This window comes from Streptomyces sp. NPDC059895, from assembly GCF_042731035.1.
Classification (GTDB): domain Bacteria; phylum Actinomycetota; class Actinomycetes; order Streptomycetales; family Streptomycetaceae; genus Streptomyces.
Genome location: NZ_JBHWKO010000030.1, coordinates 65,555 through 90,837, shown reverse-complemented (window position 1 = coordinate 90,837; position 25,283 = coordinate 65,555). Strand labels below are relative to the sequence as shown.

General features: G+C 74.9%; 21 protein-coding genes and 1 pseudogene. 10 read left to right on the top strand and 12 right to left on the bottom strand.

Annotation, left to right across the window (positions count from 1 at the left end):
• Nucleotides 1–78: 78 nt before the first annotated feature.
• The 5 genes from ACFV9M_RS28570 to ACFV9M_RS28550 all read right to left on the bottom strand — a co-directional run bounded on the left by ACFV9M_RS28570 (nucleotide 79) and on the right by ACFV9M_RS28550 (nucleotide 8,399).
• Entirely contained in the window at nucleotides 79–4,698 is a 4,620-nt protein-coding gene (locus tag ACFV9M_RS28570; protein ID WP_385067237.1) for a hypothetical protein, read from the bottom strand.
• A gap of 46 nt (nucleotides 4,699–4,744) precedes the next feature.
• Complete coding sequence (locus ACFV9M_RS28565) at nucleotides 4,745–5,623, bottom strand: hypothetical protein (RefSeq protein ID WP_385067234.1); 879 nt, start codon at nucleotides 5,621–5,623, stop codon at nucleotides 4,745–4,747.
• Nucleotides 5,620–5,877 carry a hypothetical protein gene (locus ACFV9M_RS28560; protein WP_385067232.1) on the bottom strand — a complete coding sequence of 86 codons (258 nt, stop codon included), beginning with the start codon at nucleotides 5,875–5,877 and terminating at the stop codon, nucleotides 5,620–5,622. The genes ACFV9M_RS28565 and ACFV9M_RS28560 overlap by 4 nt, the downstream gene beginning before the upstream one ends.
• A gap of 101 nt (nucleotides 5,878–5,978) precedes the next feature.
• Nucleotides 5,979–7,505, bottom strand: coding sequence for a hypothetical protein (locus tag ACFV9M_RS28555; RefSeq protein WP_385067229.1), 1,527 nt, complete (start codon nucleotides 7,503–7,505; stop codon nucleotides 5,979–5,981).
• Between the two features lie 186 nt (nucleotides 7,506–7,691).
• Nucleotides 7,692–8,399 carry a GntR family transcriptional regulator gene (locus ACFV9M_RS28550; protein WP_385067227.1) on the bottom strand — a complete coding sequence of 236 codons (708 nt, stop codon included), beginning with the start codon at nucleotides 8,397–8,399 and terminating at the stop codon, nucleotides 7,692–7,694.
• Nucleotides 8,400–8,641: 242 nt separating this feature from the next.
• Here ACFV9M_RS28550 and ACFV9M_RS28545 point away from each other — a divergent pair, with 242 nt between their 5' ends.
• From ACFV9M_RS28545 to ACFV9M_RS28525, 5 genes and pseudogenes are all read left to right on the top strand, one after another.
• Nucleotides 8,642–9,949 (top strand): MFS transporter, encoded by a 1,308-nt coding sequence (locus tag ACFV9M_RS28545; RefSeq protein WP_385067224.1) that lies wholly within the window; start codon nucleotides 8,642–8,644, stop codon nucleotides 9,947–9,949.
• Nucleotides 9,946–10,776: a putative hydro-lyase gene (locus ACFV9M_RS28540; protein ID WP_385067221.1), complete on the top strand. Its 831-nt coding sequence runs from the start codon at nucleotides 9,946–9,948 to the stop codon at nucleotides 10,774–10,776. Before ACFV9M_RS28545 ends, ACFV9M_RS28540 begins: the two co-directional genes overlap by 4 nt.
• 18 nt (nucleotides 10,777–10,794) lie before the next feature.
• Entirely contained in the window at nucleotides 10,795–11,553 is a 759-nt protein-coding gene (locus ACFV9M_RS28535) for a LamB/YcsF family protein (RefSeq protein ID WP_385067218.1), read from the top strand.
• Nucleotides 11,550–12,155, top strand: a pseudogene (locus ACFV9M_RS28530) (allophanate hydrolase subunit 1); the annotation flags it as partial. The gene ACFV9M_RS28535 and the pseudogene ACFV9M_RS28530, both read left to right, overlap by 4 nt.
• A gap of 143 nt (nucleotides 12,156–12,298) precedes the next feature.
• The gene (locus ACFV9M_RS28525) at nucleotides 12,299–13,168 is read left to right on the top strand and encodes a biotin-dependent carboxyltransferase family protein (RefSeq protein WP_385067215.1); all 870 of its coding nucleotides are present in this window, start codon (nucleotides 12,299–12,301) and stop codon (nucleotides 13,166–13,168) included.
• Nucleotides 13,169–13,314: 146 nt separating this feature from the next.
• Here ACFV9M_RS28525 and ACFV9M_RS28520 read toward each other — a convergent pair whose 3' ends face one another.
• From ACFV9M_RS28520 to ACFV9M_RS28500, 5 genes are all read right to left on the bottom strand, one after another.
• Nucleotides 13,315–14,193 carry an SGNH/GDSL hydrolase family protein gene (locus ACFV9M_RS28520; RefSeq protein WP_385067213.1) on the bottom strand — a complete coding sequence of 293 codons (879 nt, stop codon included), beginning with the start codon at nucleotides 14,191–14,193 and terminating at the stop codon, nucleotides 13,315–13,317.
• A complete protein-coding gene (locus ACFV9M_RS28515; protein ID WP_385067210.1) occupies nucleotides 14,190–15,368 on the bottom strand; it encodes a glycosyltransferase in 1,179 nt (392 codons plus the stop codon). Before ACFV9M_RS28515 ends, ACFV9M_RS28520 begins: the two co-directional genes overlap by 4 nt.
• Nucleotides 15,365–16,492: a glycosyltransferase family 4 protein gene (locus ACFV9M_RS28510; RefSeq protein WP_385067207.1), complete on the bottom strand. Its 1,128-nt coding sequence runs from the start codon at nucleotides 16,490–16,492 to the stop codon at nucleotides 15,365–15,367. Before ACFV9M_RS28510 ends, ACFV9M_RS28515 begins: the two co-directional genes overlap by 4 nt.
• A gap of 169 nt (nucleotides 16,493–16,661) precedes the next feature.
• Entirely contained in the window at nucleotides 16,662–18,083 is a 1,422-nt protein-coding gene (locus tag ACFV9M_RS28505) for a HEAT repeat domain-containing protein (RefSeq protein ID WP_385067204.1), read from the bottom strand.
• Nucleotides 18,084–18,391: 308 nt separating this feature from the next.
• Nucleotides 18,392–18,808 (bottom strand): ankyrin repeat domain-containing protein, encoded by a 417-nt coding sequence (locus tag ACFV9M_RS28500; RefSeq protein ID WP_385067201.1) that lies wholly within the window; start codon nucleotides 18,806–18,808, stop codon nucleotides 18,392–18,394.
• A gap of 262 nt (nucleotides 18,809–19,070) precedes the next feature.
• Between ACFV9M_RS28500 and ACFV9M_RS28495 the strand changes: the two genes are divergently transcribed.
• Together ACFV9M_RS28495 and ACFV9M_RS28490 are read left to right on the top strand one after the other, a co-directional pair.
• On the top strand, nucleotides 19,071–19,265 hold the full coding sequence (locus ACFV9M_RS28495; protein WP_385067198.1) for a hypothetical protein: 195 nt from the start codon (nucleotides 19,071–19,073) through the stop codon (nucleotides 19,263–19,265).
• 91 nt (nucleotides 19,266–19,356) lie between these two features.
• Nucleotides 19,357–20,925, top strand: coding sequence for a hypothetical protein (locus ACFV9M_RS28490; protein WP_385067195.1), 1,569 nt, complete (start codon nucleotides 19,357–19,359; stop codon nucleotides 20,923–20,925).
• 197 nt (nucleotides 20,926–21,122) lie between these two features.
• On the opposite strand, the gene ACFV9M_RS28485 is transcribed toward ACFV9M_RS28490, so the two are convergent.
• A complete protein-coding gene (locus tag ACFV9M_RS28485; protein ID WP_385067192.1) occupies nucleotides 21,123–21,611 on the bottom strand; it encodes a MarR family transcriptional regulator in 489 nt (162 codons plus the stop codon).
• Nucleotides 21,612–21,711: 100 nt separating this feature from the next.
• On the opposite strand from ACFV9M_RS28485, the gene ACFV9M_RS28480 reads away from it, so the two are divergent.
• A complete protein-coding gene (locus tag ACFV9M_RS28480) occupies nucleotides 21,712–22,095 on the top strand; it encodes a hypothetical protein (protein ID WP_385067189.1) in 384 nt (127 codons plus the stop codon).
• Between the two features lie 85 nt (nucleotides 22,096–22,180).
• Here ACFV9M_RS28480 and ACFV9M_RS28475 read toward each other — a convergent pair whose 3' ends face one another.
• Nucleotides 22,181–23,698, bottom strand: a complete 1,518-nt coding sequence (locus ACFV9M_RS28475) for a PLP-dependent aminotransferase family protein (RefSeq protein WP_385067186.1) — start codon at nucleotides 23,696–23,698, stop codon at nucleotides 22,181–22,183.
• A 103-nt stretch (nucleotides 23,699–23,801) separates the two neighbouring features.
• On the opposite strand from ACFV9M_RS28475, the gene ACFV9M_RS28470 reads away from it, so the two are divergent.
• Both ACFV9M_RS28470 and ACFV9M_RS28465 read left to right on the top strand, forming a co-directional pair.
• Complete coding sequence (locus ACFV9M_RS28470; RefSeq protein ID WP_385067184.1) at nucleotides 23,802–24,458, top strand: YitT family protein; 657 nt, start codon at nucleotides 23,802–23,804, stop codon at nucleotides 24,456–24,458.
• Nucleotides 24,455–25,222 (top strand): glycerophosphodiester phosphodiesterase, encoded by a 768-nt coding sequence (locus ACFV9M_RS28465; protein WP_385067182.1) that lies wholly within the window; start codon nucleotides 24,455–24,457, stop codon nucleotides 25,220–25,222. Before ACFV9M_RS28470 ends, ACFV9M_RS28465 begins: the two co-directional genes overlap by 4 nt.
• The last annotated feature ends 61 nt before the right edge of the window (nucleotides 25,223–25,283 follow it).

Here is a 25,283-nt window from a genome sequence, read left to right as displayed (position 1 = left end):
CGGAACCCTGCCGGGCGGGGGCGGCGAGGAGCGTGCCGGGCGCGGGATCCGGCAGGGCCCGGCGCGGCCTCGCCTCCCTCAGGAGGCGCCGCTGGGCGCCGGGCGCTTGTACATCCTCGTCGCCGTGATCTCGCTGTGCACCGCCTCCCCGGCCTGGGGCTGCGGCGGCAGTCCCGGACGGAGGTGTTCCTCCACGCTGATGTACTTCAGGCCCGCCCTGAGGTCGGCGTCGTTGCGCAGCCGGATGACCAGGGGGAACTCCGCGAGCGCGGTGGTGTCGAACAGGCCGGTGGTGTAGAGGAGCTGGACGCCGAGGGCGTCCGAGACCGCCCGCTGGAGTTCCAGCAGGTAGGTCGCGTTGGCGCGGCCGATGGGGTTGTCGAGGAACAGCGTGCCGGCGTGGCGGTGCTTGTCCCGGCCCCGGTCGTTGGAGCGCAGGGCCGCCATCGTGCAGTACAGGGCGATGGCCGCGGTCAGCAGCTGGCCACCGGAGAACACGTCGCCCATCTGCCCGACGGGCACCCGCTCGGCGCGCAGCACGGCGTCCGGTTTGAGGATCTCGACGGCGACGCCCCTTGGCTGGAGCGCGGCCGCCACGCCCCGCAGCAGCAGCGACATGCCGTCGCGCCGCAGGTCGGAGTTCTTCTTCACGGCCGCGCGGGTCGCCTCGTCGATGACCTCGCCGAGCCGCTCGGTGAGCGTGGCCTGGTCGGGCTCCTCGAAGCGGATGCGCAGGAACTCCTGGCCGGACCACTCGCCGAGCCCCTCGGGCAGGCGGGACAGCCGCTGGGCGGACCGCAGCGTGGCGAGCGCCGACTCCACGAGTCCGCGCAGCCGGTCCACGATCGAGTCGCGGTTGCGCTCGAGCTGTTCCAGTTCGTCGGTGAGGACCCGGAGGCGGGGCGCGAAGGCGTCCGCCCACTTCTGGGCGTGCTCGGGCAGCGCGGAGGCGGGCAGCTCGCGGATCTGCTGCCGGGCGGCGGTGCGGACCTGCTCGTAGCGGGTGGAGTTGGCGTGCCGGACGAGGACGTCACTCGCCTCGCGGACGGATGTGTCGGCGGCGGACAGGTCGGCGGCGCAGCCCCGTAGTGAACGGCGGGCCTCGGCGGCGGACTGCCGGGCCTCCTCCAGGGTGCCGGGGTAGGGCTCCGGCTGCTCCTGCTCCTCCTCCGGGGTGTGTTCGCGCAGCAGGTCCCGGAGCATGGCGGCGATCTCGTCGAAGCCGCCGGCCGCGTCCTCGGCGGCCCGGTGGGCGTCGAGGAGTTCGGCGTGCGCCTCGCGGGCCTGGCCCAACGCCTCCGTGTGGGAGGCGAGTTCGCCCGTGGCGGTGCGCAGCAGCGTCTGCGCGTGCTCGGCGTCGCGCGGGACGAGGTCCTCGGGGAGTTCGGTGTGGGACTCGCCGTCCTCGGGCGCGTGCCGCTCCGCCTCGCCGCGCAGCCGGCCGAGCTGCTCGCTGGCGCTGGACATGCGGGTCTCCAGCAACTGCACCAGTTCCTCGGCGCGGGCGGCGGCGGCCTGCCGGGACGGCCCGTCGGAGCCGTCGGGTGACTGCAGGAGCTGTTCGGCGCGGGTGCGGACCTTGTTGCTGAGCCGGTCCAGCTCGGCGCGGGCCGCGCTCTCGTCGCTCTCCGCCCGCGCCTGCTCGGCCCGCAGGTCGGCGCCGACCCCGACCTTCTCGTACACCTGGGAGGCGGCCCGGTAGGCCTCGCGGAGCGCGGGCAGGGACGTCCCGGGCGCCTGCGCGCCGTCGTCCGGTACGTCGTCGGGGGCGCCGGCGATCTCGGCGCGCTCGGCGCGCAGCGCACGCGCGGTGCGGCGGGCGTCGTCGGCGGCGCGCTGGGCGGCGCGGCGGTCCTCGTCGGCGGCGCGGGCCCGCTCCAGGCAGACCTGCGCACGCGCCTCGGACTCGGCGGCCTCGTCGGCCAGTTCCCGCAGCTTGGCCTGCCAGCCGGCGCGCTCGCGCAGCCGGAAGGCGAGCCCGGCGAGGGCGTCGGCGGCGCGCCGGGCCTTCTGCGCGGTCTCCTGCCGCTCGTCACGCAGCTGCGCGGCCTCGGCGGCCACCTCGTCGGCCTCCGCGCGCGCGGTGCGGGCCTCGGCGAGCTCGGCCTCGGACTCCTCGGCGAAGGAACGTGCCTCCCGGGCGGCCTCCGCCAGTTCGGCCAGCCGGCCCGCGGGGCAGCCCGTGCGCCAGGAGGCGAGCCGCGCCGCCAGTTCGCGGTCCTTGCCGAGCCGGGCCGCGAGCCGTCGGATCTCCTCGTCCCGCTCCGTGGCCCGCGCGCGCAGCGCCTGCCGCTCCTCGTCGGCGGCGTGCTCGTCGTGCATGGCCGGGTTCGGCGGCACGAGGAAGACGTCCCCGGTGTCGGTGCCGGGCGCCGGCGTCGGGGCGAGGAGGGCGGCGGCCGTACCGACGGCGACGGCGGACCGGGGCAGCAGGGCGGCGTCGCCGAGCGCCGCACGCGCGCGGGCGTGCGAGTCGGGGTCGGTGATGATCACGCCGTCGACGAGTTCCGGGCGGGCGGCGAGCACGCGCGCGTGGTCGGCGGGGGCGACGGCCTGGGCGAGGTAGCGCCAGCCGGGCAGTGCGGGGATGCCGTGCTCGCCGAGGAACTCGACGGTGGCCAGCACGTCCGGGCCGGGCGGCAGCAGGCCGCCGTCGCCGAGCGCGCCGAGGATACGGGAGTCGTCGGCGGCGGCGGTGCGCAGCTCGAAGAGCTGCCGTTCGGCGGAGGAGACGGTCTCGTCGAGGAGGGCGCGCAGGTCGTCGGCGTTGCGGTCCAGTTCCTCGGGGCTCAGGGCCGTCTCGTCCGTCTCGCGGTCCTGGCGGGGCTGCGGGATGATCCGGCGCGGGGTGCCGCCGGTCAGGCCGAGCAGCTCCGCCAGCCGCTCCTCGCGGGCCAGCGCCTCGGCGGTCCGCCGTTCGGCGTCGTACGACCGCCCCGCGGCGGTCGCCGCGTCGGCGGCGCGGGCCGCGGTCAGCTCGGCGCGGGACTCGGCGGAGGCCGCCTCGCGCGCGTGCTCGGTGGCTCGGCGGGACGCCTCACGGGCGGTGTCCCAGGCGGCGACGGCGGTCTTCTCGGCGTCACTGGCGGCGAGGGCGGCGCGGGCGGGGTCGGCGTCGGGCGCGCTGTCGTCGAGCCAGCCGGCGCGCACGGCCTCGGCGGTCTCCTGCTCGACCTCGGTGAGGCGCTGGCGCAGGTGTCCGGCCTCGCTGCGGGCGCGCTGTGCCTCGGTGGCGGCGGAGGTGGAGTCGCGGTGGGCGGACTCGCCGGCCTCCTGGAGGGCGGCGGAGCGCTCCTCCTCCTCGTTGGCGAGGGCCTCGGCGCTGCCGGCGGCCGCGTGCAGGGCCCGGACGAGGTCGACGGCGGCCCTGGCGCGGGCGGCGAGGGCCGGGGCGGCGTCCCGCTCGGCCTCCTGGATCGCGGCGGACACGCGGGCGACGCGGTCGGCGGCGGCGCGGTGGCGGAGCACGGCCTCGGCGGCCTGCCAGGCGGAGTGCAGGGTGCGCGCGTCGGCGAGTTCCCGCTTCTGGGCTGCGGCGGACTTCTCGGCGGCGGCGAGGGCCAGCGAGGCGTGCCGGAAGGCGAGTTCGGCGGCGATCAGCGCGCTGCGTTCGCGTGCGCCCTCGGCGTGGGTGACGGCGTAGGCGGCGGCGGTGACGCGCTGGGCGAGGTCCGCGGCCCGGGTCCGTTCCCGTACGCCCCGCGCGGACAGCCGTCGGGCCAGGGTGCGGGTGCGCCGCTCGGCGCCGGCGTGGACGTCACGCGCGCGTGCCCGTGCGTCGGCGGCGTCCACGATCCGGCCGAGGAGGTCCACCGATCCGGCGGTGAAGTCCCGTTCGGCGATGAGTTCGGCGCGCCGGCCCAGCTTGTTGCCGAAGCCGCTGACGAGGTCGGCGAGCCCGTCGGTGTCCCGGGTGTCGGTCACCGCGCGCAGCAGCAGGTCGGTGAAGTCGGAGTCCTTCTTGACGGCGAAGAGGCCGGCGGCCTCGCCCTCGTCGGCGTTCATCTCCCGCTGGTAGCGGAAGAGTTCGGGGTCGAGGCCGAGGTCGCCGAGGTGCTCGATCCACCGGTCGTGAATCTCCTCCCAGTGCACCTCCAGATGCGGATACGCCTTGCCCGCGTCGGTGAGGGCGTCCCGGAATCCCTTCATGGTGCGGCGCCGCCCCTGCGCCCCCGACTGCCCCTCGACGGACGGCCGTACGGCGGTGGCCTCGGCGACGGGCAGGTTGTCCAGGGTCAGTCCGGGCCCGGGCCGGAACGAGTACCAGGCCTCCGCGAACTTGCGCGGGTCGTTGGACACCTGGCGCCCGCGCCATTCGCTCACCTTGCCGACGACCACGCACTCGCCGGTCAGGACGTGCTGCCACTCCAGCGCGACGTGCCCGCAGTCGTCGGCGAGCAGGAACTTGCGCAGCACGCCGGAGCTGGCGCCGCCGAGGGTGTTGCGGTGGCCCGGCAGCATCACCGAGAAGATCAGCTTGAGCAGGACGGACTTGCCGCCGCCGTTCTCCAGGAAGAGCACGCCGGCGGGCGCGGGGCGGCGCGGCGGGCCGACGGGCTCCTCCTCGAAGAACTCCGCCTGGGTGGGGGCGGGGTCGGGCACGATGTCACCCACGCCCCGCAGGTCAAGCACGGTGTCGGCGTAGCGCGCACCGGCGGGCCCGATGGAGTAGAGGCGGACCCGGGACAGCTCGTACATGGCGGACTCTCGTAAGTCTTCGGCAGATCGGGGAGGGCGGTGGGGCTCAGGAGTGGAACGGCAGTCCGGCGTCGGCCACCAGGTCCAGGTCGTCGGTGTCCTCGGCGGGCAGCAGGGTGGGGGTGCCGTCGGTGACGGGGACGACGCCCAGCTCCAGCAGCTCGGCGAGGGCGGCGCTGCCGGCCAGGTCGCGTACCTGGAGCTGGTAGCGGGCGGTGGTCCGGTAGGTCCCGCCGCTGTCGTCGCCGGTGCGCTGGAGGAATCCGGAGTCGGTGAGGAACGCGACGGCCTTGCCGACGATGCCGGTCGTCGAACCGGCGAGTCTGCGCGCGTCCTTGGTGGCGCCGGTGGCGCTGCGCCGGGCCCAGATCCGCCAGGCGGCCTCCAGGCCGGGCGCGTCGCTGGCCGGGTCGGTGTTGTCGCCCTGTGCCTCGGCCCGTTCCTCCAGCCGGCGGCAGGCCTGTCGCACGAAGGCGTCGACGCCGTTGACGCTGACCCGGCCGATGTAGCCGTCGTCGGCCAGGTCCTCGGGGCGCGGGAACGCCATCGCGGCGACGGCGAGGTGCGCGAGCCCGTGCAGGAAGCGGTCTCCGCCGTCGGCGGAGGTACGACGCGCGTAGTCGCCCATGCGCACGGCGAACACCGAGTCCTCGGCGGCGGTCACGGCCATGCCCGCGCGGGGGGACACCTCCAGCACGATCAGGCCGAGCCCGGCCGCGACGGCGTCGGCGAGCCGGGCGAACGCCGGGTCCTCGCGGTGGCGCCGCAGCAGCTCCGCGTACTCCTGGTCCCGCGCCGGCTGGAGCTTGGGCTGGAGTCCGAAGGCGACGAGCCGTGCCGCGTCGGCCGCGTCGGCGGGGGTGACGGCGGCGTGCGCCGGCGGGGCGGGGGCCTCCGGTTCGCTCCGGTCGACGTGCTCGGTCACGGACACAACTCCTTGTACTGATCGGCGAGGGCGAGGACGGTCGCCTCGGGGGCGTGGGTGGCCTCGGGGGCGAGGACGGTCGCCTCGGGGGCGTAGGGGGCGGCCTTGGGAGCGTGGGAGGACTCGGGGGCGTAGGGCCGGGGGATGCGTCGCTCGGACGCGCGGGCGTGGCCGGCCGGGGACGGGCCGCGACCGCGACCGCGACCGCGATGTCCGATCCCCTGGCCCTCGTCACGTCCTCGACGCCGCGTCACACCGCCCCCGTCCCGTCCGCGACGCCGGATCGCATCGGCCCCGTCGGGTGCGCGACGCCGGATCGCATCGCCCCCGTCGGGTGCGCGGCCGTGGTGCCGCATCACGCGGCCTCCGTCCGGTCCGCCGCCATCCCCGCGGCGTCCAGCAGCGCGGTCCCGACGATGAGGTCGGCGCCGCCGAACTCCGGGTCGTCCAGCTCCGTCCCGTCGTCCACGGCGAACAGCAGCTTCTCCTCGCCCTGCCGGTACGCGGTGCCCACCGGGGGGCTGGCCGCGTGGACCGCCAGCAGGGCCACCAGATAGGGCAGTTCGGGGTCGGACCGGCGGGCTTGCGCCAGCAGTCCCGACAGCCTGCGGGGCGCGTCCGCGGGCAGGTCCAGCAGTTCCCTGGCCGCGGCGAGCTGTTCCTCGCTGAAGCGGCTGTCGTCCGGTGTCGCGATCAGATCGGGCTCGGGCATCTCCGCCCCGAGGTGCTCCCGCTCCACCGGCGGGGTCAGCAGCAGGTCGACGAGATCGCCGACCCGCACGGACACCGGCGTGCGCAGCCCGGTGCCGCGGGCGAAGAACGCGTCGGTGACCCGGGCCGCCTGTTCCAGCGGCAGCGGCAGCACGGGCGCGACGAGGTGGCCGTACAGGTCGATCCCCGAGGTGGTCAAAGGCGTGGCGAAGGCCTGACGGTCCTGCTCGGCCCGGAAGAGGGGGCCCGCCTCCAGCAGCCGGGACTGCAACTGCGTGTGCCTGCGGATGCAGTCCTTGACGATGTCGACCAGCTCGGCGGCGCGCCGCTTGTGCTCGGGGTCCTCGGACTCGTCGCGGGCCTTGCGGATGTTGGTGAGGATGGCGTTCTCGTGGCGGTAGCGGTCGGCCACGTGGTCGAGCGCCTCGGCGATCATGTCGGGCACGGCGTTGAGCCAGTCCACCGCGCGGACGTTGCGCCGCGTCGCCTCCAGGGCCCGGCGCAGTGTCTCCGCGTACTGCACGGTGCGGTAGCGGGCCTGTTCGGCGGCGAGCTGGGCGTCGGCCAGGCGGCCCCGGCGGATGAGGACCTCCAGCTTGACCTCGGCGGCGATCTGCGCGCTGGTGACGTCGGTGTCGAGGGCGCCGACGAGGACGTTGACGGCCTCGTCCGTCGTGCGGAGGTAGACGGCGCCGCCGTACCCGGGGACCTCCTCGAGGAGCTTGAAGTCGTAGTCGCGGCGCACATAGCTGCCGTCCGGCCCGAAGGTGCCGTACACGGCGCGGAAGCCCCGGTCGACGCTGCCGACGTTGATGAGGTTCTCCAGGACCCAGCGGGCCACGCGCTCGTGCTCCTCGGCGGGCCGCCGGGGGGCCTGCGCGGCGATGCGGGGGACGAGGCGGGCCACTATCTGGTCGTGGTCGGCGCCGGTGTCGAAGTCCATGTTGAGGGTGACCAGGTCGATGGCGGCGAGGGCGATCTCCGCCATGCCGTACACCGAGTACTCGCCGGCGAGGTTGGCCTTGCGCGCGTCGAGGTCGTGGATCGGGGCGGTGCAGGCGAGCGCGCGCAGCCGCCGCGCCAGCCCCTCGTCGGCGGCCGGGCCCGTGGCGGGGCGCGGCCCCGCGCTGAGCTGGGGCGGAACGCGGTCCGTCGATGCAGGCGAAGTCACGGTGCACAGACTAGGTCCTCGGTCTGACATCGTCCCAAACGGCACCGATCGGCCACGGCTCCCCCGCCACGGACCCGGCCGGTGCGGGCTCCCCGCCACGGGTCCGACCGTTGCGCGCTCCCCGCCACGGATCCGACCGTTGCGCGCTCCCCGCCACGGATCCGGCCGTGCCGGCGCGGGCGTCGGTCAGCCGGCGTCTGTCGTGTCGTCCCCGACCCGTCGCCGGTACACCTCGACCACGCGTTCCAGGGAGTCGTCCAGGTACACCGCGAGCAGTTTCTCGGCCTCCGCGCGGTTTCCGGCCCGCAGCGCCTGGTGGATCTGCCGGTTGCGCGCGAGGTACGGCTCGTGCAGCCGACGCGGGTCGTCCACGAGGTGGAAGGCGAGGCGCAGTTCGGCGAAGACGCTGCGCATCAGCTCGTCGGTGCGTTCGCTGCCCGCCAGGGCGACGAGTTCCCGGTGGAAGTGGATGTTGGCGGTGCCCAGCGCTTTCCAGTCACCTTCGCGGACCGCCCGCTGCCCCTCCGCCACGGCGCCGGCGAGACCGTCGAGCGCGTACGGCGGCTCGCCCAGCCCGCGCACGACGGCGCACTCGACGAGCGTGCGGGTGCGGTAGATGTCCTCGACGTCCTCGACGGTCAGGACCCTGACGAAGACGCCCCGGTTGAGTTCGTGGACGAGCAGGCGCTCATGGGTGAGCAGCCGGAACGCCTCGCGCAGCGTGTTGCGGGAGACGCCGAGGGCACCGCCGATGCTCTCCTCCGACAGCCGTGTCCCCGGCGGGAAGTAGCCCTCGGCGATGCGGCTCCTGAGGATGTCCGAGACGCGCTCGGCCGTGCTGGTGCGGCCCAGGAGGGCGCGGTCGTCGGCCAGTCCCGCCAGCTGCTCTGCCATGCCCGGAATTCAATCGCAGGCGAAGGGACGGGACAACAGGAGTATTGAAGGATCGTTCAACGATCCTCTACCGTGCTGCACACAGCACGCTCACCTCCGCTCACCTCCACACGATCACGGCACGGCACGGCACGGCACCACCACCCCGCACGGCACGGCACGGCCCAGCACCACCCCGCACCACCACCGCACGGCACGGCTCAGTCCCAGCACCCTCCGTCATCCCTCTGCGAGGTGCCTCCATGAGCACGACCCCTCCGCCACCGCGGGCCCTGTCCACCGCCACCACCCGATCCCCGGCCGCCGGCCACGCCGACGAAGACGGCGCACTGGGCTGGCTGCGCGCCCTCGGCCCGCGTGGCCGCCGCGCCTTCGCGGGCGCGTTCGGCGGCTACGCGCTCGACTCCTACGACTACTTCACGCTGCCGCTGAGCATGGTCGCGCTGGCGGCGTACTTCGGCCTGGACAGCGGCCAGACCGGCCTGTTCACCACGGTCACGCTGGCCGCCTCCGCGATCGGCGGCGCCCTCGCCGGTGTGCTGGCCGACCGGATCGGCCGGGTCAGGGCCCTGATGATCACGGTGATCACCTATGCCGTCTTCACGGTCGCCTGCGGCTTCGCGCCGACCTACGGGACGCTGCTGGTCTTCCGCGCCCTCCAGGGCCTCGGCTTCGGCGGCGAGTGGGCCGTCGGCGCGATCCTGGTCGCCGAGTACGCGAGCGCCCGGCACCGGGGGCGGACCCTGGGCGCGATCCAGAGCTCGTGGGCCGTCGGCTGGGGGCTGGCGGCGATCGTGTACACGCTGGTCTTCTCGGTGTTCGGCGACGACGTGGCCTGGCGCGTGATGTTCTGGACCGGCGCCCTGCCCGCGCTGCTGGTGGTGTGGATGCGGCGCCGGGTGCAGGACGCGCCGACGGCCGTCGCGGCGCGCGAGCACAGCGGCGAGAAAGGCTCCTTCCCGGCGATCTTCCGCGGCCCCCTGCTGCGCACGACGGTCTTCGCGGGCCTGCTCTCCACCGGCGTCCAGGGCGGCTACTACACCCTGGCCACCTGGGTGCCGACGTACCTCAAGACCGAGCGCGGCCTGTCGGTGGTCAACACCGGCGGCTACCTGACGTTCCTCATCTCGGGCGCCTTCCTCGGCTACCTGACCGGCGGCCACCTCACCGACCGGCTGGGCCGGCGCCGCAACATCTGGCTCTTCGCCCTGCTGTCGGCGGTCTGTGTCCTGGCGTACGCGAACATCCCGAGCGGCGCCGACACCCTGCTCCTCGTCCTCGGCTTCCCGCTCGGTTTCTGCATGTCGGCGATCTTCAGCGGCTTCGGGTCCTTCCTGAGCGAGCTGTACCCGACGGCGGTGCGCGGCACGGGACAGGGGTTCACCTACAACACCGGGCGCGCCGTCGGCGCCGTCTTCCCCACCACGGTCGGGTTCCTGGCCGACAGCTGGGGCGTGGGCGGCGCGCTGGTCTTCGGCGCGGTCGGCTACGGCCTCGCGGCCCTGGCGCTGCTGGGGCTGCCGGAGACGCGCGGGAAGGAGCTGGAGTGAACCGTCCGGCCTTCACGGGGGACAGCCCCGTGACCCTCGTCGACGAGCACGCGCGCGCGTGGAGCCCGGCCGTCGCCCGGTCCCGCTTCCGGGACGGGCTGACGGGGCCCACGGCCGGGGTCGCGGCGGGCCACACCCAGGCCAACCTGATCTCGGTGCCCGCGGACTGGGCGTACGACATGCTCCTGTTCTGCCAGCGCAACCCCAAGCCCTGCCCGGTCCTCGACGTCACCGACGCCGGTTCCTGGACGACCGTGCTGGCCGAGGGGGCCGACCTGCGCACCGACCTGCCGCGCTACCGGGTGTGGCGGGACGGCGAGTTGGTGGACGAGCCGACGGACGTGCGCGCGTACTGGCGCGAGGACCTGGTGACGTTCCTGCTCGGGTGCAGTTTCACCTTCGAGTGGGCGCTGGCCGGGGCGGGCGTCCCGATCCGCCATGTCGAGCAGGGGCGCAACGTGCCCATGTACGTGACGAGCCGTCAGTGCCGTCCGGCCGGGCGGCTGCACGGGCCGATGGTGGTGTCCATGCGCCCGGTGCCGCCCGAGCACCTGGCGGCGGCGATCCGGGAGAGCAGTCTGCTCCCGGCCGTGCACGGCGGCCCGGTGCACTGCGGCGACCCGTCGGGGCTGGGCATCGAGGACCTCGGCCGGCCCGACTTCGGCGACCCGGTGGACGCCGGTCCGGACGACATCCCGGTGTTCTGGGCCTGCGGTGTGACCCCGCAGGCGGCGGTGACGGCCTCACGGCCGCCGTTCGCCCTCACCCACGCGCCGGGGCAGATGTTCCTCACCGACGCCCGCGACGAGCAGTACCGCGTGGCCTGATCAGGAGAGACTGGAACCATGACCGCGATCGATCTGAACGCCGACCTCGGCGAGGGCTTCGGCCGCTGGCGGCTGACCGACGACGAGCAGCTCCTGTCCGTCGTCACCAGCGCCAACGTGGCCTGCGGCTTCCACGCCGGGGACGCGCCCACCATGCGGCGGGTGTGCGAGCTGGCGGCCGAGCGGGGCGTGACGATCGGCGCCCAGGTCTCCTACCGGGACCTCGCGGGGTTCGGGCGGCGCGCCATGGACGTGCCGCCCGCCGAACTGGCCGCCGAGGTGGCGTACCAGATCGGTGCCCTTCAGGTCTTCGCGCGGGCGGCGGGCGCGCGCGTGGCGTACGTCAAGCCGCACGGCGCGCTCTACAACCGGGTCGTGCGCGACGAGGAGCAGGCCGGCGCCGTGGTCGACGGCGTGCTCCTCGCCGACGCCACGCTGCCGGTGCTCGGGCTGCCCGGCTCGCGCGTGCTGGCGCTGGCCGCCGAGGCGGGTCTGCCGGCGGTCACGGAGGCGTTCGCGGACCGCGCGTACACCGACGAGGGCACGCTCGTCCCGCGCGCGCAGGACGGGGCCGTGATCACCGATCCGGACGCCGTCGTCGAACGGTCGGTGGGTCTGGCCCGCTCGGGGCTGGTCACCTCCCGCACGGGAGCACGCGTCGCGGTACGCGCGCGTTCGCTGTGCCTGCACGGCGACACTCCCGGCGCGGTGGAGCTGGCCCACCGGGTCCGCCGGTGTCTGGAGCAGTCGGGTGTCCGGGTGGAGGCCTTCGCATGAGGGTCCTGCCCGTCGGGGACGACGCCCTGCTCGTCGAGGTGGACTCGGGCGAGGAGGCCCAGGCCCTCCACGCGGAGCTGCTGCGGCGCCGCGCGGAGGGCTCGCTGACCGTCCGCGAGATCGTCCCCGCCGCCCGTACGGTCCTCCTCGACGGCCTGGACGATCCGGTCCGCCGGGCCGGCGAGCTCGCTTCCGCCGACATCCCGCCCGCTCCCCCGCGGGCCGGCGAGGTGATCGAGCTGCCGGTGCGCTACGACGGCCCCGACCTCGCGGACGTCGCCGCGCACTGGGGCGTGCCGGAGCGGGAGGTGGCCCGCATCCACGCGGGTACCGAGTTCCGGGTCGCGTTCTGCGGCTTCGCGCCCGGGTTCGGCTACCTCACGGGCCTGCCGGCGCGCTACGACGTCCCGCGGCGGGCCACCCCGCGCACGGCCGTCCCGCGCGGCTCGGTCGCGCTGGCGGGCCCGTACACCGGTGTCTACCCGCGCTCGTCACCCGGCGGCTGGCAGCTGATCGGCACGACGGACGCGGTGCTGTGGGACCACACGCGCGTGCCGGCCGCCCTGCTGGCGCCGGGCACGCGCGTGCGTTTCGTCCCGGTCTCGGAGGAGAGCGGGACCTCCGGGGAGAGCACGACCTCCGGGAAGAGCACGGCCACCGGGGCAGACGCCGACGCAGGAAGGAGCACGGCCTCCGGGAGGAGCACCGTCTCTGGGCGAGGCGCGGCCTCCGGGAGGAGCGCGACATGAGCGACCGTGCGCTCTCCGTCGTCCGCGCGGGTGCCCTGACCACCGTGCAGGACCGGGGCCGGCCCGGCCATGCCCACCTCGGCGTGCCCCGCTCCGGCGCCCTGGACGCGCCCGCCGCCGCGCTCGTCAACCGGCTGGTCGGCAACCCTCCCGAGGCGGCCGTCCTGGAGACGACGGTCAACGGCTGTACCCTGCGTCCCCGTTCGGCGGTCACCGTGGCCGTCGGTGGCGCGCCGTGCGCGGTCACCGTCGACGGCCGGCCGGCCGCCTGGGGCGCGCCCGTGCGGGTGCCCGGCGGCGCGCTGCTGGACGTCGGGCCGGCGGTCCGGGGCGTGCGCAGCTATGTGGCCGTGTCCGGCGGCGTCGCCGTCGAACCCGTCCTGGGCAGCCGCTCCACGGACCTGCTGTCCGGTCTCGGTCCGCCGCCCCTGACGGACGGCACGGTCCTGCCGCTGGGGCGGGTCCGCGCCCCGCACGCGCGCGTGGACGCCGCCCCGCAGCCGGCGCCCCCGGCGGAGCTCGTCCTGCGGGTGACGCTGGGCCCGCGGGACGACTGGTTCGCACCGGAGGCGGTCCGCGTGTTCACCACGCGCGCGTACCGGGTGTCGGCCGCGAGCAACCGCATCGGGCTGCGCATGGAAGGCCCCGCCCTGGAACGGGTCCGTCCCGGCGAGCTCCCCAGCGAGGGCATGGTGCTGGGCGCGGTCCAGGTCCCCCCGGACGGCAGGCCGGTCGTCTTCCTCGCCGACCACCCGACCACCGGCGGCTACCCGGTGATCGGCGTCGTGCGTCCGGCCGACCTCCCGTCCGCCGCGCAGGCGGTCCCGGGGACACCGGTCCGCTTCACCGCCGTGCGCCACCGCTGACGGCCGCCGTACGCCGCCACCGACGGCGTACGGCCGCTGCGGACCGCCGCTGACGGCCGCCGTACGCCGCCACCGACGGCGTACGGCCGCTGCGGACCGCCGCTGACGGCCTCCGGCGGCCCGCGGCCGACGGCTCGGCCGTCCGGTCAGGCGGAGGCGCGGGCCGGGGCGGGGTCCGGCTGCCGTTCGACGACCGACACCGCGGCCAGTGCCGCCGACACCGCGGCGGCGGCCCGCAGGTCGAGCCGGGCGCTCGTCCCGCGCGCGTGGTGCCGTATCTCGTCCGCCGCCAGTGCCAGCAGCTGGGGCAGCAGGTCGGTGCACCGCCGGGCCACCCAGCCCGTGCCGGCGGTCGCCAGCCACCGCAGTCCGGCCGCCCGTGTGGGCGGCGGGAACTCCGGCTCGGGCGAGGGCGCGGTCCCGGTCGCGAGGCCGGCCCCGGCCAGCAGCGCGTGGAAGCGCACCGCCAGTTGCCGGTGGCCGCGCTCGCCGGGGTGGAGCCGGTCCGCGCTCCACATCGCGCGGTCCGTCAGCCACGCGCCCTCGGAGGCGTGCAGGTGGACGGCACCGTAGCGGTCGGAGAGCGCGTGGACGACGGCGTTGACCGCGCGCTGCCGTCGGGCGAGCGGGCGGGCGAGGGCCCCCGGGAGCCCCAGCATGGCGCCCGGGTCGGGCAGGCAGGCGGTGAGCAGGACCGCGCCCTGCTCGGTGAAGGAGCGGTACACCGTGTCGAGGCGGTCGGTGACGGCGTGGATGTCGAAGGTGCAGCGCAGGGTGTCGTTGACGCCGATCAGGACCGAGGCCATGTCGGGCCGCAGTGCGAGCCCGGCCGGGAGCTGCCGTTCCAGGACATCCCGAGTCTGGGACCCGCTGACGGCGAGGTTGGTGAACGCGACGGGTTGCCCGGCCCGGTCGGCCAGTCCGCCGGCGAGCAGCGCGGCCCAGCCGCGCCACCGCCCGCCCACGGGGTCGCCGACGCCCTCGGTGAGCGAGTCCCCGAGGGCCACGAAGCGGACGGCTCTCATCCGAGCCCCCCGGACACGGGCCGGACCGCGCCGGAGAGCACCGTCGCGTCGTGCGCCGCGAGGAACGCCCGTACCGCGGTCCCCCACCCGAAGCACTCCGCACGCGCGCGTGCGGCCTCCCCGCGCTCCGCCACGGGCTTCGCCAGGAGTGTCTCCACCGCGTCCGCGAACGCCTCCCCGTCGTCCGCGGCGACGGCGCCGGTGGCACCGATCACCTCGGGCAGCGCGGACGAGGCGCTCACGACCACGGGTGTCCCGCAGGCCATGGCCTCCAGCGCGGCGAGCCCGAAGGTCTCCGCGGGCCCCGGTGCCAGGCACACGTCCGCGGACGCCTGGAGGGCACCCAGCGCGCCCCGGTCGGAGACGTGCCCCAGGAAGACGACGGGCAGCCCGCGTTCCCGCGCCCGGCTCTCGAGCCGGCCTCGCAGCGGCCCGTCCCCGGCGACGACCAGCACCGCGCGTCGGCCGCGCCGTACCAGGGCCTCCAGGGCGTCCAGCGCGGTACCGGGCCGCTTCTCGACGGACAGCCGGGTGCACGTGACCAGGAAGGCCTCGTCCGCGCGCGCGTAGCGCCCCCGCACCTGGGGATCGCGCAGCGCGGGGTGCCGTTCGACGAGGTCGACGCCGAGCGGTGCGCGCACCACGTTGCGGGCGCCGATCCGCACGAACTCCCGCTCGGCGAACTCGGTGGTGCACACCACGCGCGCGTAGGTGTGCGCGGTGCGGAGGTTGAGCGCGTCGGCGGCCCGGCGCGCCGCCTCCTGCGGCACGCCCCAGGTGCGCAGCACGCCGTCCGCGGTCTCGTGGGAGACCATCACGGCGGGCACGCGCGCGCGTCGCGCCCACTTGCCGGTCCAGCGCAGCGTCGTGCGGTCGGAGACCTCCAGACGGTCGGGCGCGAGCTCCTCGAGCAGGCGGGCGACGCGCCGCTTGCCGGTGAGGACCCGGTAGCCGCCGGTGCCGGGCAGCAGCGGACCCGGGAGGGTGATCACCCGGCCCTGCTCGGTCTCCCGGTCGTCCTCCCGTTCGCCCGGCACGATCAGCACCGGCTCGTGTCCGGCGGCGCGGTAGCCCTTGCCGAGTTCGCGCAGCGCCGTGCGCAGCCCGCCCGAGGCGGGTGCGACGAAGTTGGCGAGCCGGACGATCCGCAGCGGTCCGTGCGCCGCGCCGCTCATGCCGCCACCACCGGCCGGCGCGCGGCGAGCACGTCCGTGTAGTGGCCGATCAGCTGGTCGCCGACGGCGGCCCAGGTGCGGCCCTCCACCGTGGCCCGGCCGGCCGCTCCGTAGGCGGCCCGCCGCGCGGGGTCGGCGGCGAGGGCGCGCACCGCGTCGCGCAGGGCGGCGGCGTCGCGCGGCGGGACGAGCAGACCGGTGCGGCCGTGGTCGACGAGGTCCAGCGGTCCGCCCGCGGCGGGCGCGACCACCGCCACGCCGCTGGACATGGCCTCCTGGACGGTCTGGCAGAACGTCTCGAAGGGACCGGTGTGCGCGAAGACGTCCAGCGAGGCGAAGACGCGGGCGAGGTCGTCGCCGGTGCGCCGGCCCAGGAAGACCGCACCGGGCAGGGCCTCGGCGAGCCCCGGTCCGCTGGGGCCGTCGCCCACGACCACGACCCGTACGCCGTCCAGGCCGCACACCCCGGACAGCAGTTCGACCTGCTTCTCGGGGGCGAGCCGCCCGACGTAGCCGACGATGACCTCGCCGTTCGGGGCGAGTTCCCGGCGCAGTGCCTCGTCGCGGTGCGCGGGGCGGAAGCGGGCCGTGTCCACGCCGCGCGCCCACAGTCGGACCCGGGGCACGCCGTGCATCTCCAGGTCGTGCAGGGCCGCGCTGGAGGGGGCGAGCGTGAGGTCGGCGGCGGCGTGGACGGACCGGATCCGCCGCCAGGCCGCGGCCTCCCCGGCGCCCATGTAGGTGCGGGCGTATCCGGCCAGGTCGGTCTGGTAGACGGCGACGGCCGGGATGCCGAGCCGGGCGGCGGCCGCCATGCCGCGGACGCCGAGGACGAAGGGGCTGGCCAGGTGGACCATGTCGGCGCGGTGGTCGGCGAGGGCGGCGGCTACGCGTCGGCTGGGGAGGGCGACGCGGACCTGGGGGTAGCCCGGGAGCGGGAGGGAGGGCACGCGGACGACGGGGCACGGGGCCTGGGCGTCGGGCCCGCTGCCGGCCGCGGTGGCCGGCGCGACGACGAGCGGGAGGTGACCGCGGTCTGCGAGGTGCCGGGCGGTCTGGAGCGCGCAGTGGGCCACGCCGTTCACATCGGGGGGAAAGGATTCGGTCACGATGACGACACGCATACCGGTGTTGTCGCCGCGCTGGACGTGGCCGCGTCAAAGTGGATCTGTCCGAACGACAAACGTCCCATGAGCGTTGCGCTGCGCGCCCTCGCAGGTCGGACGGTGTCCATGCCCGCCCGTCCGGAAGGTCACCCCGTGTTCACCCGGCGGGCACGGCTCGGCCCGGGGTTCACATGGCGGACGTCGCGTCCGGTCCGATCCGGCTGCGGACGGCCGTCTGGACCTCCGCCTCCTCGGCCGGGTCGGCGGCGAGCCGGCGCAGCCGTTCGACGACCCGGGCGTCACCGGTCTCGGCGTGCCGGGCGGCGATCTCGCGGGTGGTCTCCTCGCAGTCCCACAGGCACTCGACGGCGAAGCCGGTGGCGAAGGAGGGGTCGGTGGCGGCGAGGGCACGCGCGCAGCGCCCGCGCAGGTGGGACGAGGCGGTCTCGCGGTAGATGTGGCGCAGGACGGGGGCCGCGCAGACGATGCCGAGGCGTCCGGTGCCGTCGACGAGGGTCCACAGGGTGGGCGCGTCGCAGCCCTCGCCGCGGACGGCCTCGCGCAGGGCGGCGAGGACGAGGTCGCTGTCACGGGTGCCGCCTCGGCAGGCCAGCACGCGGCCCGCGGCGGCGCCCAGGGCGTCGGGCCGGTGCGCCCAGCCGCGGGCCCGGTCGACGGCGGCGGCACCGCGCATGCGTTCGAACGCGTCGACGGCGGCCTCCACGACGGCCGCCGAGCCGGTGGCCACGGCAGCCTCGATCAGGGCCAGGGCGTCGGGATCCTCGCTGTCGGCGAGGTAGCGCAGGGCGGTGCACCGGGCGCCCTCGGAGCCGTCCCGGGCCGCCCGCACGATCTCGGGCCGGTCCTCGGGCCCGGCCACGGCGGTGAGGCAGCGGGCGGCGGGCACATGGAGCGCGGCGCCGCGTTCGACGCCCTGCTGGGCCCACTCGAAAACGGCCTGCACGCTCCAGCCGGGGCGGGGGCCGGTGGGGCTCATCTGCCGCTGCCAGCGGTCGAAGCAACCGGCTTCCCGGGCGGCACGCACACGCGTGGAGACGTACTCGCGGGGATCCTCCGCCCACAGCCGCCAGGGCCGCGGCTCGAAGGCGTCCCGGACGGCGGCGGCCAGCTCGGCCTCGCCCTCGGCGTCGGTGGCGAACCGGGCGAGCACGGGCGCGGCCAGGGCGCGCAGGCCGGCGTCGTCGTCGCGCAGGGCGAGCTCGTCCAGGGCCCAGGCCCAGTTGGCCCCCGAGGCCGCGTACCTGCGGAGCAGTTCGAGGGCGTCCCGCCTGCCGTAGGAGGCGAGGTGGCCCAGGACGGCCAGGGCGAGACCGGTGCGGGACTCGTCGGTGTCGAACGCGTCCTCGGCGTCGAAGAGGTGCGCCTCGATCTCGCCCAGGTCGCCGCCGAGGTCGAGGTAGAGGCGGGCGTAGTACAGGGAGCGGTTCTCCACCTGCCAGTCGTGGCGGGGGTCGCGCAGCACACAGTGGTTCAGTGCCGCGAGCGCCTCGGGGCGGGGGGCGGTGAGCGCGTGCAGTGTGCCGTCGCCGCGGCCCCGCTGGAGCAGGCCGAGCAGCGTACCGCTGGGCGCTATGACCGGATCGAACATGGGAAACAGCCTCACATCAAGCGTCGACGCAACCGGGGACGTGCATTACCTGGCCGCGTGACAACACGTCGGGGCGCCCGCCGTTTCCTGCTTGCTGCAAGCCATCTTCCTCTGCCTCTCGTCGGTGGCCCATACGGGCCGCATCACGGCCCGCGCGGTGCGGCAACACCTGCCCGGCCATCGCGTCCGTGAATCACGTCGTCATGATGACCCGGCAGCTCAGCCCGCCGCGACCGAAATTTCCGGCGGCCCCGTACCGCCTCCCCCGTGGTCGTCGATTTACCTGCTCAGAACTTCGTCCTCGCCGATCAGGGCTGCTCAGGAGGGTCGGCGTCACTGGCGCCGAACAGTTGGAGCAGCTCCGTGCGCGCGAACATCCGGGCCGTGTCGACGGCCGAGGGGGTGCCGGCCGCCGGGTCGGCGCCTGCCTCCAGGAGGGCCTTGACGACCTCCGTCTCGCCCTTGAAGGCGGCCCCGGCGAGCGGTGTCTGGCCTCGGTCGTTGATGCGGTCGGCGTCGGCGCCGCGGGCCAGCAGGGCCCGCACCGCGTCGGCGTGGCCGTGGTAGGCGGCGAGCATCACGAGGGTGTCGCCGCGGTCGTTGGTGAGGTTGGCCGGAACGCCCGCGTCGACGTACGCCACGAGCGCCTCGGTCTGTCCCCGGCGGGCCAGATCGAAGATCTTGGTCGCCAGCTCCACGACCTCTGGGTCGGGGGCTTCGCTCATCGGCCGGACCGCCTCTCGTTGCAGCCGTTCAGGTGAATCGCCAGGGTACTGGCTCGACGGGCACATGACGGGACCCGCCGAAGGCAAAGATCGCCACCGGGCCCGTTCGACGCAACTCGCCTGCTCAGAGGGCCCTTCGAGGGTTCCGCCATCAGGGGGAAATCTGCCGGATTTCACCCATTTGCACCTTTAATCGTATGGATACATCCTGTGATCCTGGAAGAACTCATGGTGACTGTCCCCGCGAACCAGGAGAACTCACATGATCCTGTCCATCTCAGGCGTGGTCCTGCTCGGCATCATCGTCTTCCTCTTCTCCCGCAAGGACGGGCTCAAGGCGTCGCACGCCCTGGTCTGCGCCCTGTTCGGCTTCTACCTGGCCAGTACGGCCATCGCGCCGAGCATCAAGGCGGGCGGCGAGAGCCTGGCGAGCCTGCTCGGCGGCATCAAGTTCTGACGCCGCCCGTCCCGCTGTCCTCCCCCAGGGCTCCGACAGGCTCCGTCCCGGGGGCACCCCCACCATCCGTACGCACCTCCAGGAGACCGCAGTGGCCCGGCGCCCCCTCCCCCGCATCCTGAGCACAGGCAGCGCGCAGATCGCCCGGAGCCGGGAGCTGGCCCGGACGGCGGCCGACAGTGCCACCGACGTCCTCCATCCGCTGATCACGATCACCCGCGGTCTGGGCCGGCTGGCCTCGGCCGGGCGGCGCAGATGTGCCGAGACCCCCAGGGACAAGCGCGGGCCGCTGCTGTTCCTGGCGGCCTCGGTGATCCTGGTCGTGGCCCTGGTGCCGTACGGCCCGCTGCTCGCCGTCAGCACGCTGATGGCGGCGGCGGCCTGGCAGGGCCGGGACCGCACCCCACCGGCTCCCGAAGGCCCTGACGAGTCGCAGACCCAGCGACTCCAGGCACTGTACGAGGCTCTGGTCCCGTACTTCTCCACGGAGGAGGACCCTTCTCCCCTCTACGCCCACGGCGGCGAGTGGGAGAAGGCCTTCCCGTCGTACGAGTTCGACGGCTCGGGCCGCGTCACCCACCTCGAGGTGGCCTACCCGGCGTACTTCCCGGACGGCGAGGCCGAGGAGCGCGCACGCGTCGAGCACCTGCTGGCGGCCAAGTGCGGCCGGGGCCGCGAATACCACTTCCACTGGGACGAGGAGGGCAACGCGCTCACCGTGACGGTCCTCCACCCGCTCCCCACCGACATCGCCGCCCAGCGCTTCGTGACCGCGCCGGGCGAGACCGTCCTGGGCTTCACCGACCCCTCCCAGGTCCCGCGCACGCTCCCCCTCGGCTTCGGCGGGGACCGGCGTGACGTCCCGCCGGTCGTCTGGCGCACCGGCATCCGATCCACCGAGCCGCACCTGCTGGTGACCGGCCAGCCCGGCAGCGGCACCTCCACCCTGCTCCGCTCCATCGCCCTCCAGGCCCTCCGGTACGGCGACGTCCTCGTCGTCGACGGCGGCGGGACCGGTGAGTACGCCTGTCTGACCGGCCGGGACGGCGTCCTGGGCGTCGAGGTCGGGCTGGCCGGGGTGCTCACCGGCCTGGAGTGGGCGGCGCAGGAGACCGAACGCCGGCTCGTCGCCGCGAACAGCGCCCGCCAGGAGGGCAAGCCGCCGCCGGACGACACCAAGCGCCCCCTGTGGATCCTCCTCGACCGTCCCACGGCGTTCACGCACCTCGCCGAGGCGGAGGGCCGCAAGGACCCGCAGGCCTTCCTCCAGGTCCCTCTCCGGCACGGCCGCGCGGCCCATGTCACGGTGGCCGTGGCCGAACAGCTCGACAGCCTCGAAGCCCTCGGCGACGCCGTACGGCAGCACACGCGCGCGCGGGTCGTCCTCGGGCCGGCGCCGGCCGCCCTCGTGGAGTCGGTCCTGGGCGCCCGCCCGCACACCACCCCCGTCGACCACGTCCCGCCGGGCCGCGGCTACGCCCGGCTGGGCACCGGGCCCGTGCACCGCCTCCAGGTGCCGGCGACGCCGGACCCGTACGACGACGCGACCAGCGACGCGCACCGCCAGGCGGTGCTGGACCTGCTGCCGCCGCGCACGACCCCCGCGGACGGCGAGACGCTGCCGGTCCCGGCCGAGGCCATGGCCACCGAGGGCTCGTAGGCACGGGAAACACTCGTAGGAACGGGAAACACCTCGTAAGAACGGGAAACACCCGCCCCCGGCCGAGGCCCCCGAAACCGAGGCAGCCGCCCGCAGCCACCCAGGCGCTCCGACGACGAAGCGGCCGGCCACTGCCCAGAGGTCAGGAACCGAAGCGGCCGACCGCAGCCATGGCGTTCTTGCGGGCAGGGCTCGGCTCAGTCCGGTTCCCCGCCGCTGACCGCGGCTTCGTAGGCGAGCAGTGTGTCGAGGAAGACCTGCCGCTGATCCGGTGTCAGGGGGGCCAGTGCCTTGCGCCATGCGGCCGCGCCCGGGGCGAGCCAGGAGGTGATCGCAGGTTGTTGGTCGGCCGCGATGCCGATGATCCGCCGGCGCCGATCCGCCTCGTCCTCGCGCCGCTCCAGGATTCCTTGCCGGCTCAGGTCGCCGACCAGCAGGCTAACCGTCGTTGGGGCGATCCGAAGTCGAGCAGCCAGCTCGTTCACGGTCATCGGCCCGTCGAAGAGCAGGTAGGAGAGCAGGGAGAGGTGACGCGGCGCCAGCGAGAAGGACCGCAGCGCCTCAGGCACGGGGATCTTCTTCACCCGGCCCACCATGCGGGGCATGAGCAGCAGCAGGGCCCTGACGGTGTCATCCACTCCGTTCCCGTCACCCTCGTCGGCATCGTGCGCCCTGGGTGTTGACATCGCACACCCCTCCCAACTTACCTTTACCTTCAAAGCTATTTTGCTTTGCTCGCAAAGTGAATTCTTCATGGTACCCACCAGCGCGAACGGAGACTCCACCATGCCGCACCTCAGCGTGCACATCCGCGAAGGAGCCCTCGACGGGACGGTCGAACCGAAGCTGATCAGCGCCTTGACCGACGCGGTCGGCGCCGTCTACGGCAAGGAGTTCCGCCGCCTGGTCGGGGTGGACCTGATCGGCATCCCGCAGCGCCGCCGGGGCATCGGCGGCGTCCCCGCCGAGATCGACGCCCCGCTCGTCACTCTCAGCATGCGCGAGGCCGCTTATCACCTTCCAGAGATCCCGGACGCTCCCGCCCGCCTGGTCGCCACCACCACCGACGCGCTGGTCAGCGTCCTTGGCGAGGACATCCGTCAGCAGATCATCGTGACGATCGTCGGCGTGCCGGACGGTCGCACCGGAGTTGCCGGCACGGTGGCCTGACGCACGTGTGCGGGCCGGGACCGCCGGCCCCGGCCCACACACCACACACTCCTCGACAAGCCGGTGAACCCATGCGGTCACAGCACTAGGCGACGAACGTGCGCGGACCCTCCGCCCCCAGGGTCCCCCCGCTCTCCACGATCCGCGCCGCCGCGGCCAGCCGTGCCGCCGCCTCCTCGGCGACCGCGCCCCCCACGGTGAACGGCAGCCGCACGTACCCCTCGAAGGCGCCGTCGACACCGAAGCGCGGACCGGAGGGCACCCGCACCCCCACCCGCTCCCCCGCCTCGGCGAGGCGCGACCCCGACAGGCCCCCGGCGCGCACCCACAGCGTCAGCCCTCCCCTGGGCACCGCGAACTCCCAGTCCGGCAGCTCCCGCCGTACCGCGGCGATCAGCGCGTCCCGGTTCTCCCGGGCCTGGCGGCGCCGCAGCTCCACGGCCTGCTCCCAGCCGCCCGTGCTGAAGAGCCAGTTCACCGCCAGCTGTTCCAGCACCGGTGTGCCCAGGTCGGCGTAGGCGCGTGCCGCGACCAGGCTGCGGATGACGTCCGGAGCCGCCCGGACCCATCCGATGCGCATCCCGGCCCAGAAGGCCTTGCTCGCCGACCCGACGGTGATCACCGTCGAGCCGGCGGGGTCGAAGCCGCACACCGGCCGCGGCATCCCGGCGCCCTCGGCGTCCTCGGCGTCCTCGTCGAGCCACAGCTCGCTCATCGTCTCGTCGGCGACGAGTACGGTCCCCGCCGACCGGGCCGCCTCCACCAGCCGGCGCCGCTGGTCCTCGTCGGCGAGCGCGCCGGTCGGGTTGTGGAAGTCGGCGACGACGTAGGCCAGCCGCGGCGCGGCCTCGCGCAGCACCTGGCGCCAGCGGTCCAGGTCCCACCCGGCAAGCCCCTCGGCCATGGCGACGGGCACCAGCCGGGCGCCCGCCTCACGCATGAGCTGCAGGATGTTGGCGTAGGACGGCGACTCGACCGCGATGCGCTCACCGCGCCCGGCGAACAGATGGCAGATGGCGTCGATCGCGCCCATCGCACCGGTCGTCACCATGATCTGCTCGGGCATCGTGGGGATCCCGCGCGCGGTGTAGCGCTCGGCGATCATCGACCGCAGGGCGGGCAGGCCCGCCGGATAGTCGCCGTGGGTGTGCGCGTACGGCGGCAGCTCCTCCAGCGCGCCCTGCACGGCGCGGGTGAGCCAGGGCTCGGGCGCCGGCAGGGCCGCGCAGCCCAGGTCGATCACGGAGCCGAGGGCCTCGGGCGGCAGGGGTTCCAGGCCGCGCGCGGGCAGCGGGTTCCCGGCCGGGACGGCCGTCCAGCTGCCGGCTCCGCGCCGGGACTCCAGGAAGCCCTCCGCGCGCAGCGCCTCGTAGGCGGCGGCGACGGTCGTACGGCTCACGGACAGTGCCAGCGCCAGTTCCCGCTCGGCGGGCAGCCGGGCGGCGACGGGGACGCGCCCCTCCAGGACCAGCAGGCGGATGCCGTCGGCGAGCGCGCGGTAGGCGGGCGGGCGGCGCGTCCCGGGGCCCGCCGGACGGTCCTGCTGGGACATGAGCAGCCGCGCGAGCTGCGCGGCCCCCACCGCCGAGGTCCACTGCGCCATGGTTACCAGTCCACCTTCCCCGAATTGGCCATGGATGACTCTTCCCTTCAAGCCACAGAGTGCCATGGTCAGTCCACTACCGCCACAGGGGGACCCCTTGTCCATGCCACCGTCGAAGGGCGGCCTCATCCGCCGACTGCTCCAGCTCTACGTCGGCCTGGCGCTCTACGGCGCCAGTTCCGCCCTCCTCGTCCGGGCCGGCCTGGGCCTGGAACCCTGGAACGTGCTGCACCAGGGTCTGGCCGAACTGACCGGTCTGTCGATCGGGGCCGTGTCGATCCTGGTGGGAGCCGGGGTGCTGCTGCTGTGGATCCCGCTGCGCCAGCGCCCGGGCCTCGGCACCGTCTCCAACGTCTTCGTGGTGGGCCTCGCCATGGACGGCACGCTCGCGCTCGTCCCCGACGCGCACGGCCTGACCGCCGGCGCGCCGCTCCTGGTGGCCGGCATCGTCCTCAACGGCGCGGCCACCGGCCTCTACATCGCGGCCCGTTTCGGGCCGGGGCCGCGCGACGGCCTGATGACCGGCCTGCACCGGCGCACCGGCCGTTCGGTCCGTCTGATGCGCACGGCCGTCGAGGTGGCGGTCGTGGTGACCGGTGTCGCCCTCGGCGGCACCGTCGGCGTCGGCACGCTGCTGTACGCGGTCTCGATCGGCCCGCTCGCCCAGCTCTTCCTGCGGGTGTTCGCCGTGCCGACGGCATCCGTCGGCAGCCCGGTCGTTGCCACCGGGTCACCCCGCGGGGCGATACTTCGTCCGTGAGCACCCTCGTACGCCACCCCTACCTCGACCATCCCGGGCCGATCCCGTTCGCGCACCGCGGCGGGGCCGCGGACGGTCTGGAGAACACCGCGGCGCAGTTCCGGCAGGCGGTCGCGACGGGCTACCGCTACATCGAGACCGATGTGCACGCCACCCGCGACGGCCGGCTCGTCGCCTTCCACGACGCCACACTGGACCGGGTGACCGACGGCGCGGGCCGCATCGCCGACCTGCCCTGGGCGGACGTGCGGCACGCGCGCGTGGGCGGCGAAGAACCGGTCCCGCTCTTCGAGGAGCTCCTGGAGACCTTCCCCGAGGTGCGCTGGAACGTGGACATCAAGGCCGAGTCGGCCCTCCACCCCCTGCTCAACCTGATCGGGCGGGCGGGGGCGTGGGACCGGGTGTGTGTCGGCTCCTTCTCCGAGGCCCGGGTGCTGCGGGCCCAGCGGCTGGCCGGTCCGCGCCTCGCGACGTCGTACGGCACCCGGGGTGTGCTCAACCTGCGGCTGCGGTCCTGGGGGGTGCCCGCGGCGCTGCGCCGGTCGGCGGTGGCCGCGCAGGTGCCCGAGGCGCAGTCGGGCATCCAGGTCGTCGACCGCCGCTTCGTGCGCGCCGCCCACGCGCGCGGGCTCCAGGTGCACGTGTGGACGATCAACGAAGCGGATCGGATGCACCGGCTCCTGGACCTGGGAGTCGATGGCATCATGACCGATCACATCGACACACTGCGCAAGGTCATGGAGGACCGGGGCGTCTGGGTCTGACCCCGGCCGCGCCCCGGTCCGCGTCCCTCGCGCGGCCACTCTCAGCGGGGAAGCGAGGGCA

Excerpts from the sequence above, each read along its gene's own strand:
- ACFV9M_RS28510 (WP_385067207.1), bottom strand. The coding sequence starts at position 16,492 with ATGCGTGTCGTCATCGTGACCGAATCCTTTCCCCCCGATGTGAACGGC.
- ACFV9M_RS28550 (WP_385067227.1), bottom strand. The coding sequence starts at position 8,399 with ATGGCAGAGCAGCTGGCGGGACTGGCCGACGACCGCGCCCTCCTGGGC.
- ACFV9M_RS28505 (WP_385067204.1), bottom strand. The coding sequence starts at position 18,083 with ATGTTCGATCCGGTCATAGCGCCCAGCGGTACGCTGCTCGGCCTGCTC.
- ACFV9M_RS28545 (WP_385067224.1), top strand. The coding sequence starts at position 8,642 with ATGAGCACGACCCCTCCGCCACCGCGGGCCCTGTCCACCGCCACCACC.
- ACFV9M_RS28520 (WP_385067213.1), bottom strand. The coding sequence starts at position 14,193 with ATGAGAGCCGTCCGCTTCGTGGCCCTCGGGGACTCGCTCACCGAGGGC.
- ACFV9M_RS28495 (WP_385067198.1), top strand. The coding sequence starts at position 19,071 with ATGATCCTGTCCATCTCAGGCGTGGTCCTGCTCGGCATCATCGTCTTC.
- ACFV9M_RS28570 (WP_385067237.1), bottom strand. The coding sequence starts at position 4,698 with ATGTACGAGCTGTCCCGGGTCCGCCTCTACTCCATCGGGCCCGCCGGT.
- ACFV9M_RS28500 (WP_385067201.1), bottom strand. The coding sequence starts at position 18,808 with ATGAGCGAAGCCCCCGACCCAGAGGTCGTGGAGCTGGCGACCAAGATC.
- ACFV9M_RS28475 (WP_385067186.1), bottom strand. The coding sequence starts at position 23,698 with ATGGCGCAGTGGACCTCGGCGGTGGGGGCCGCGCAGCTCGCGCGGCTG.
- ACFV9M_RS28485 (WP_385067192.1), bottom strand. The coding sequence starts at position 21,611 with ATGTCAACACCCAGGGCGCACGATGCCGACGAGGGTGACGGGAACGGA.
- ACFV9M_RS28535 (WP_385067218.1), top strand. The coding sequence starts at position 10,795 with ATGACCGCGATCGATCTGAACGCCGACCTCGGCGAGGGCTTCGGCCGC.
- ACFV9M_RS28515 (WP_385067210.1), bottom strand. The coding sequence starts at position 15,368 with ATGAGCGGCGCGGCGCACGGACCGCTGCGGATCGTCCGGCTCGCCAAC.
- ACFV9M_RS28470 (WP_385067184.1), top strand. The coding sequence starts at position 23,802 with ATGCCACCGTCGAAGGGCGGCCTCATCCGCCGACTGCTCCAGCTCTAC.
- ACFV9M_RS28525 (WP_385067215.1), top strand. The coding sequence starts at position 12,299 with ATGAGCGACCGTGCGCTCTCCGTCGTCCGCGCGGGTGCCCTGACCACC.
- ACFV9M_RS28480 (WP_385067189.1), top strand. The coding sequence starts at position 21,712 with ATGCCGCACCTCAGCGTGCACATCCGCGAAGGAGCCCTCGACGGGACG.